Source organism: Streptomyces sp. NPDC047886 (assembly GCF_043204435.1).
Classification (GTDB): Bacteria; Actinomycetota; Actinomycetes; order Streptomycetales; family Streptomycetaceae; genus Streptomyces.
Map to the genome: position 1 here is coordinate 33,848 of NZ_JBIDCF010000018.1, position 7,222 is coordinate 41,069.

The window sequence follows — 7,222 nt, forward strand, 5'->3', positions numbered from 1 at the left end:
CCGACGGCCCGACGCGGTGACGGCGTCCCGCTCCCGGTGCCTCCGGGCGGCGGGACGCCGCCGCACCGGGCCGCCCGGTACCGGTGCCGAGCGGGGCGGCCGTGCACCCGGATGCAGTACGCCACCGCGACCCGCACCCCGCCGCGTGTCACCTTTGCCGTAATCGGCTCACTCTCCGTACTCGGAGCCCCCGTTATGGCAGACCTGCAGGACCACCCGTACGACCCCTCCGCCGATCCCCCGGCCTCCGCCGTCGGTGAACTCGACGGTCCGTCCGGCGCGGCCGAACCCCCCGCCGAAGCGCCCGCCGCCGACCGGGTCCACCACGACCGGGCGCACGCCCTGCTCGGCGCGCACCCCGTCATCGACGGCCACAACACCCTGGCCCAGGAACTCCTCCGCACCCACTGGCCGGATCTGGAGCGCGGCGAGAGCTCCCTCGACACGGACATCCCCCGGATCCGCGCGGGCGGCGTCGGCGCCCAGTTCTGGTCCCTGCTCCCGGCCCCCGACGAGGGCGACGAGCCCCCGCGCACCCTCACCCGCACGCTGGAGCGGATAGACGTCGTACGGCGGCTGATCGCCTCGTGCCCCGAGAACCTCCGGCTCGCCCTCACCGCGGGCTGTCTCTCCGACGCCCGCAGCTGCGGCCGGGTCGCGTCCCTGCTCGGCCCCGTCTCGGGGCCCGCGCTCGGCGACTCGATCGGCACGCTCCGCGCGTACCACGCCCTCGGCGTACGCAGCGCGAACGTGGCGGGCGCCCGCTGGGCGGCCGACGGCCTGACCGGCTTCGGGCAGGAGGTCGTGCGGGAGATGAACCGCCTCGGCATCCTGGTCGACCTGTCCGGCGCGTCCGCCGAGACGATGCGCCACGTCCTCGCGGTGTCCGACGCGCCCGTCATCTGCTCCCGCTCGGCGGCGCACGCCCTGACCCCGCACCCCGCGAACGTCCCCGACGACATCCTGCTGACGCTGCGCGCCAACGGCGGCGTCTGCATGGTCAGCTTCGCGCCCGAACAGGTCGCCCGGCCCCCGCAGCCCGCCACGCTCAAGGACGTGGCGGACCACCTGGACCATGTGCGGGAGGTCGCGGGTTCCGAGTGCGTCGGCCTCTCCGGTACGTACGGCATGGCCGTCCACGCCCCGCACACCCTCGGCCTGGAGGACGCCTCCTGCTATCCGAACCTCATCGCCGAACTGCTGCGCCGCGACTGGTCCGACACCGATGTCGCGGCCCTCACCTGGCAGAACGCGGCGCGCGCGGTACGCGAGACCGAGCTCGTAGCCCGCGCGGCGACACTCGGCACCCTCCTCTGACGCCTCCGCGGGCTCAGCAGGCGCAGAGGCAGAACGGGTGCCCCGCCGGGTCCGCGTAGACACGCCACGTACGGGAGTGGTCGTCGGCGTCGAGCTTGGTCGCGCCGAGCGCCAGGGCCCGTTCCTCCGCCGCGTCCAGGTCCTCCACCGTGAGGTCCAGATGGAACTGCTGCGACGCGTCGGGGGACGGCCAGCGTGGCGGTACGTATCCGGGGGCGGCCTGGAAGGCGAGCGGGGTGCCCGCGTGGCCGACCAGGTCGACCCAGTCGGCGCCGTCGCTCTTGGGCTCCCCGCCCAGGAGCCCGGCGTAGAAGGCGGCGAGCGCGGTCGGGTCGGGGCAGTCCAGGACGACGGCTCCGAGCGTGGCGATGGCCATGGCGGCTCCTCCAGGGGTCGGCTGCTTTCCGGTACCTGTCATCTACCGGGAACCGCTGCCGCCTACTCCCGCCGCCCGCCGCCCGCCGCCCGCCGCCCGGCGTCCGCGACCGGCCCCCGGCCCGCGTGGGAGGGGGCCCGGCCCGCGCGGGAAGGGGGTCGCCGGTTCGCGTCAGGCGCGCGGGCGGCCCATGGCCCGATACGTCCACCCGGCCTCGCGCCAGCGGAACGCGTCGAGGGCGTTGCGGCCGTCCAGGATGACCCGGGACGCCACGACCTCGCCCAGCTCCGCCGGGTCGACCTCACGGAACTCACGCCACTCCGTCAGGTGCAGCACCACGTCCGCGCCGCGCACCGCCTCCAGGGCGCTCTCCGCGTACCCCAGGGTCGGGAAGAGCCTGCGCGCGTTGTCCATGCCCTTCGGGTCGTACACCGTGACCTGGCCGCCCTGGAGGTGGATCTGCCCGGCGACGTTCAGCGCGGGGGAGTCCCGCACGTCGTCCGAGTCCGGCTTGAACGCGGCGCCGAGCACCGCGACCCGCTTGCCGAGGAACGTGCCGTCGCCGAGGGCCTCGCGGGCCATGCCGACCATCTGGCCGCGGCGCCGCATGTTGATGGAGTCGATCTCCCGCAGGAAGGTCAGCGCCTGGTCGGCGCCCAGCTCGCCCGCCCGCGCCATGAACGCCCGGATGTCCTTCGGCAGGCAGCCGCCGCCGAAGCCGATGCCGGCCCGCAGGAACTTCGCGCCGATCCGCTCGTCGTACCCGATGGCCTCGGCCAGCTTCACCACGTCGCCGCCGGCGGCCTCGCACACCTCGGCCATCGCGTTGATGAAGGAGATCTTCGTCGCGAGGAAGGAGTTCGCGGCGGTCTTCACCAGCTCAGCCGTCGGGAAGTCCGTCACCACGAACGGCGACCCCTCGCCGACCGGCCCGGCGTACACCTCGCGCAGCAGCTTCTCGGCGCGCTCGGTCTCGACGCCGACCACGATCCGGTCCGGGTGCAGGGTGTCCTGCACGGCGAAGCCCTCGCGGAGGAACTCGGGGTTCCAGGCGAGTTCGACGTCCGCCGCCGCGGGCGACCGCTCGGCGAGGAGCCGGGAGAGCCGCTCCGCGCTGCCGACCGGCACGGTCGACTTGCCGACGACCAGCGCCGGCTTCTTGAGATGCGGTGCGAGCGCGGCGAACGCGGCGTCGACGTAGCTCATGTCGCACGCGTACTCGCCGTGCTTCTGCGGGGTGTTCACGCAGACGAAGTGCACGTCGCCGAAGTCGCCGACCTCCTCCCAGGAGGTGGTGAACCGCAGCCGGCCCGTCGACCCCTCGATGCCCGCCACGTGCTTGCGCAGCAGCTCCTCCAGGCCCGGTTCGTACATCGGGACCCGGCCCGCCGACAGCGTCTCGATCTTCTCGGGGACGATGTCGAGCCCGAGCACGTCGAAGCCCAGCTCCGCCATGGCCGCCGCATGGGTGGCGCCGAGGTATCCGGTGCCGATCACGGTGATCTTCAGGGCCATGCGTTGCTCCAGTGCTGTACGGGGCGTGAATGCGAGCCCGAGCATAGTCGGGTGGCGGCGGGGCATCGTTTCCGCTGTCGCCTTCGCTGTCACCAAACTCACGTATGCCGGATCGGCGGCGGCCGACTAAAATTCGTGTTACTTAACGGTAGTTAGCAGGGCAGCTCAGGGAGCGAGAGACCTTGGCGCCAAGGGGAGATAAGCACTGTGTCTGACTTCGATCTGTACCGCCCGTCCGAAGAGCACGACATGCTCCGGGACACCGTCCGCTCGCTCGCCGAGGCCAAGATCGCGCCGTACGCCGCCGCGGTGGACGAGGAGGCCCGGTTCCCGCAGGAGGCGCTGGACGCGCTGGTCTCCTCCGACCTGCACGCCGTGCACGTACCGGAGAGCTACGGCGGCGCGGGCGCCGACGCCCTCGCGACCGTGATCGTCATCGAGGAGGTGGCCCGCGTCTGCGCGTCGTCCTCGCTGATCCCGGCCGTGAACAAGCTGGGCTCGCTGCCGGTGATCCTGTCCGGTTCCGAGGACCTGAAGAAGAAGTACCTGGGCCCGCTCGCCAAGGGCGACGCGATGTTCTCGTACTGCCTCTCCGAGCCGGACGCCGGCTCCGACGCGGCCGGCATGAAGACCAAGGCGGTCCGTGACGGCGACCACTACGTCCTCAACGGCGTGAAGCGCTGGATCACCAACGCCGGGGTCTCCGAGTTCTACACGGTGATGGCCGTCACCGACCCGACCAAGCGCTCCAAGGGCATCAGCGCCTTCGTCGTCGAGAAGTCCGACGAGGGCGTCTCCTTCGGCGCCCCGGAGAAGAAGCTCGGCATCAAGGGCTCCCCGACCCGCGAGGTCTACCTCGACAACGTCCGCATCCCCGCCGACCGCATGATCGGCGAGGAGGGCACCGGCTTCGCCACCGCGATGAAGACCCTGGACCACACCCGCATCACCATCGCGGCCCAGGCCCTCGGCATCGCGCAGGGCGCCCTCGACTACGCCAAGGGCTACGTCCAGGAGCGCAAGCAGTTCGGCAAGCCGATCGCCGAATTCCAGGGCGTGCAGTTCATGCTCGCCGACATGGCGATGAAGATCGAGGCCGCCCGCCAGCTCACCTACGCGGCCGCCGCCAAGTCGGAGCGCGGCGACGCCGACCTCACCTTCCAGGGCGCGGCCGCCAAGTGCTTCGCCTCGGACATCGCCATGGAGGTCACCACGGACGCCGTCCAGCTCCTCGGCGGCTACGGCTACACCCGTGACTACCCGGTCGAGCGCATGATGCGCGACGCCAAGATCACGCAGATCTACGAAGGCACGAACCAGGTCCAGCGGATCGTGATGGCGAGGAACCTTCCCTAGCAGGGTTTTTGCAGGTCAGCGGCCCTACTGGTTGGTCTTGGAGGCGCGATCGGCTTTCGGTCCGTTCGGGTCCGCTCCGGGGCGTTCCTGGGCGTCATGCTGGGGAAATCCTGGGCTGACGCTGGGCCGGAGACGCTTCCTGACCTGCACAAACACCACGGCCCCCGGCGCGATGCCGGGGGCCGTTCGTATGGGCTGGATCAGGCGGCTTCCGTCCGCTCGGTGGGATCGTCCGCGCCGGGCGTGAGCATCGTCGCGATGGCGGCACGGCCGCGCTGCTCGGCCCCCTCAAAGATGTAGTGGTAGTGCTCCCTCAGCACGTCCGTGCTGCTGTGGCCCATATCCAGTCCGCCACGTCATTCTCGGGGACGCCCGCGTACAGCAGGCGCGATCCGTAGTAGTGCCGCATGGCATGCGGCTTGCAGTACTCCACCTCTGCCTTGGTCAGGGCAACAAGCCAGATTCGCCGGTAGAAGTAGGAGGCGTACAGGTAGCCGGTCCGGGTCACGTTGGGGAAGAGGAGCCGTTCCGGCCCCCACACCCCGTGGTTTTTGATGTGCCGCCGCAACTCGAACGCCACGTTCTGAGGAAGAGGCACGACGCGCCCAGGCTCCTCCTGGTCGCGGGCCTTGATGTGCCGCCGCTGGAGCGCGCTGTTCTTCCCCGACTCCGTTTCGCCGTCCTCGGCTATCTGGAAGTCCACCCTCAGGACCTCGGCCGTGAAGTCGATCTGATCGCGAGAGACCGCCATAGCCTCGCCGAGGCGGAGCCCGCATCCGGCCATCAGCAACAGCATCGCCCGGTACCGGGGCGGAGGCCATGCTCACGAAGGGAACCATGACTGTTGATTTGACTTGCTGGCAGTGCTCCGCACTCTTTACCCGGGTTCTCGGCCCGGGACGCCCGCCGAAGTATTGCGGCGAGGGATGCCGTCGAGCCGCTAAGCGAGCGAGGCAGCGAATCGAATACGAGGCTCGCGCCGAGGCGCGGAGGCTGGCCAATGTCTCTGCGTATTGAGCGCGACGCGTATCGGCGGGAGTCGCCGGGGCCGATCGATTATGGATACTTCCTAAATGTTTCCTGGTTCGACACCGCCAAGGAAATTGAAGAACTGATTTCCCGGTGGCAGGCCAAGGCTGCCGCTTGCGCCAGCGGAATGGCGCGGACTGAATGGCTCGTTCGCATAGCCAAGCTCCGTGACTTTCTAACCGAAGACAACTGAACCAAGCAATTTCCAAGCCGCTCGGCATTAGCCGAAGCGGCCTTTTTTATGCCCGGTGACCATCCGGCCCTTCCTAGGAGAACGATTTGATCGACGTTTACAGGGCTCAGGCCAAGGCTGCTCTTGAAGATCGAGCCAAGCTGATTCATGAGATCCGATCCGTTGAGAGTGACAGTAATCTTTCTGGTTCGGAGAAGCGGGAACGCGTTGAGCGTCTTGACCGAGACGTGATGCGACTTGAGGCCGAGGCCCGAGAGGCTGTCCAGCGCGGCGAGCGAGAGGCCGAGGTTCGGAGCCTGATACCGAAGGACGCGGGCATTCTCACCCCGAACAAGAACGAATCTACGGATTCGGAAGAGTGGCGCGGCATGCTGCCGTCGCTCGAGCCCGCTTCGGTCCAGATCGTCAAGGCTGCTGCCAGCTGATTGCATAGCAGCACCAATTACTAGAGCCCCCAGCCGCCGGCTGGGGGCTCTTCTGGCATGTCCGAACGCTGCAATTGCTCGAATCGGAGGCCCCGCCCGCGCTATTGGGAAGCGCACGGGCGGGGCTCTTGGGAGGGTCAGTCTTCCGACGGCGGGAGGATGAAGCCCCGCGTCGGACCCTCTCCACCCCGTCGGGGCGCCGATTGGGGGGCCGTCTGATGAACCTTCGCGGCGAGGGCCGCAAGGGTCTGGGCGGTCGTGTCCCTTCGGGTCGCGGGGTCGGCGTGGTCGTACACCCGCCACGGGCCCGAGGGGACGTTCAGATCCTCTGGCGCCACCACTCCGGGGAGTCCATACCTCCTCAGGATGGCGTCGACGATCCGCGCCTCTTCCGCGTTCATCCCCTCACCTCTCTGCCGTGGGTTCGCGAGCCTACTGGCTGCCGCCCCCGCTTTCCGCCCCCTCGCCTCCGCCGTGGGTGGCGCAGTTGCCCGGTCGGATGGGGCCGCAGCCACCCGGCGCGGGGGTGTGCATGCTCAGCGTGCCCACGCCGACCAGCGCCCGCTTCGGCTCCGTCCACAACTCGGGGTCAACCCCGTACCCGGTCTGTTCGATCAGGGCCACGGTGCGCGTCAGAACGTGCGGATCGTCGCGCCCGGCATCCGGCCGCTCGGGGAAGTGGTGCACGAAGTGTCCCAGCCCGTCGCACAGCCGCGCGTACAGGTTGGTGTGGAGGATCAGGGCGTGCCACCCCTCGTCCACGACGTTCGAGGGCGCGATGCCGACCGTGGGGAACTTCGCTGCCGTGTGGACGAACTTGAGCGCTTCGATGACGATGCGCTCGGCCGTGGGCTGCTCAATGCCGGGGTTGTTGTCGATCACCGTGGCGACCACGTCCCCGAACCCGCCGGGGGTGAGTGAGCTTCTTCGATGTGGCCACCGATCGGGTGACGGTCCGTGAAGCGCAACGAGCGAAGCCCCCGGGCTGTTGATCGAGGTGTCTGACGCCTC

The 7,222-nt window shown here is 69.6% G+C and carries 9 protein-coding genes; 4 read left to right on the forward strand and 5 right to left on the reverse strand.

Annotated features, from left to right (window positions below):
• Positions 1-195 precede the first annotated feature (195 nt).
• The gene (locus ACGF5U_RS31670) at positions 196-1,317 is read left to right on the forward strand and encodes a dipeptidase (RefSeq protein ID WP_392718642.1); all 1,122 of its coding nucleotides are present in this window, start codon (positions 196-198) and stop codon (positions 1,315-1,317) included.
• Positions 1,318-1,330: 13 nt separating this feature from the next.
• Here the strand turns inward: ACGF5U_RS31670 and ACGF5U_RS31675 are convergent, their stop codons facing one another.
• Together ACGF5U_RS31675 and ACGF5U_RS31680 are read right to left on the reverse strand one after the other, a co-directional pair.
• Positions 1,331-1,693: a VOC family protein gene (locus tag ACGF5U_RS31675; protein ID WP_392718640.1), complete on the reverse strand. Its 363-nt coding sequence runs from the start codon at positions 1,691-1,693 to the stop codon at positions 1,331-1,333.
• A 171-nt stretch (positions 1,694-1,864) separates the two neighbouring features.
• Positions 1,865-3,208 (reverse strand): UDP-glucose dehydrogenase family protein, encoded by a 1,344-nt coding sequence (locus ACGF5U_RS31680; RefSeq protein WP_392718638.1) that lies wholly within the window; start codon positions 3,206-3,208, stop codon positions 1,865-1,867.
• Positions 3,209-3,415: 207 nt separating this feature from the next.
• On the opposite strand from ACGF5U_RS31680, the gene ACGF5U_RS31685 reads away from it, so the two are divergent.
• The gene (locus ACGF5U_RS31685; RefSeq protein ID WP_392718636.1) at positions 3,416-4,564 is read left to right on the forward strand and encodes an acyl-CoA dehydrogenase; all 1,149 of its coding nucleotides are present in this window, start codon (positions 3,416-3,418) and stop codon (positions 4,562-4,564) included.
• Between the two features lie 200 nt (positions 4,565-4,764).
• On the opposite strand, the gene ACGF5U_RS31690 is transcribed toward ACGF5U_RS31685, so the two are convergent.
• Together ACGF5U_RS31690 and ACGF5U_RS31695 are read right to left on the reverse strand one after the other, a co-directional pair.
• Entirely contained in the window at positions 4,765-4,905 is a 141-nt protein-coding gene (locus ACGF5U_RS31690) for a hypothetical protein (RefSeq protein ID WP_392718634.1), read from the reverse strand.
• On the reverse strand, positions 4,878-5,360 hold the full coding sequence (locus ACGF5U_RS31695) for a tyrosine-type recombinase/integrase (protein ID WP_392718632.1): 483 nt from the start codon (positions 5,358-5,360) through the stop codon (positions 4,878-4,880). The genes ACGF5U_RS31690 and ACGF5U_RS31695 overlap by 28 nt, the downstream gene beginning before the upstream one ends.
• A gap of 204 nt (positions 5,361-5,564) precedes the next feature.
• Between ACGF5U_RS31695 and ACGF5U_RS31700 the strand changes: the two genes are divergently transcribed.
• On the forward strand, positions 5,565-5,786 hold the full coding sequence (locus tag ACGF5U_RS31700; protein WP_392718630.1) for a hypothetical protein: 222 nt from the start codon (positions 5,565-5,567) through the stop codon (positions 5,784-5,786).
• Between the two features lie 86 nt (positions 5,787-5,872).
• Positions 5,873-6,211 (forward strand): hypothetical protein, encoded by a 339-nt coding sequence (locus ACGF5U_RS31705; RefSeq protein WP_392718628.1) that lies wholly within the window; start codon positions 5,873-5,875, stop codon positions 6,209-6,211.
• Positions 6,212-6,643: 432 nt separating this feature from the next.
• On the opposite strand, the gene ACGF5U_RS31710 is transcribed toward ACGF5U_RS31705, so the two are convergent.
• A complete protein-coding gene (locus tag ACGF5U_RS31710) occupies positions 6,644-7,093 on the reverse strand; it encodes a glycine-rich domain-containing protein (protein ID WP_392818962.1) in 450 nt (149 codons plus the stop codon).
• Positions 7,094-7,222 lie beyond the last annotated feature (129 nt).

Coding starts and splice junctions, on each gene's coding strand:
- ACGF5U_RS31670 (WP_392718642.1), top strand. CDS start 196: ATGGCAGACCTGCAGGACCACCCGTACGACCCCTCCGCCGATCCCCCG.
- ACGF5U_RS31675 (WP_392718640.1), bottom strand. CDS start 1,693: ATGGCCATCGCCACGCTCGGAGCCGTCGTCCTGGACTGCCCCGACCCG.
- ACGF5U_RS31680 (WP_392718638.1), bottom strand. CDS start 3,208: ATGGCCCTGAAGATCACCGTGATCGGCACCGGATACCTCGGCGCCACC.
- ACGF5U_RS31690 (WP_392718634.1), bottom strand. CDS start 4,905: ATGGGCCACAGCAGCACGGACGTGCTGAGGGAGCACTACCACTACATC.
- ACGF5U_RS31695 (WP_392718632.1), bottom strand. CDS start 5,360: ATGCTGTTGCTGATGGCCGGATGCGGGCTCCGCCTCGGCGAGGCTATG.
- ACGF5U_RS31700 (WP_392718630.1), top strand. CDS start 5,565: ATGTCTCTGCGTATTGAGCGCGACGCGTATCGGCGGGAGTCGCCGGGG.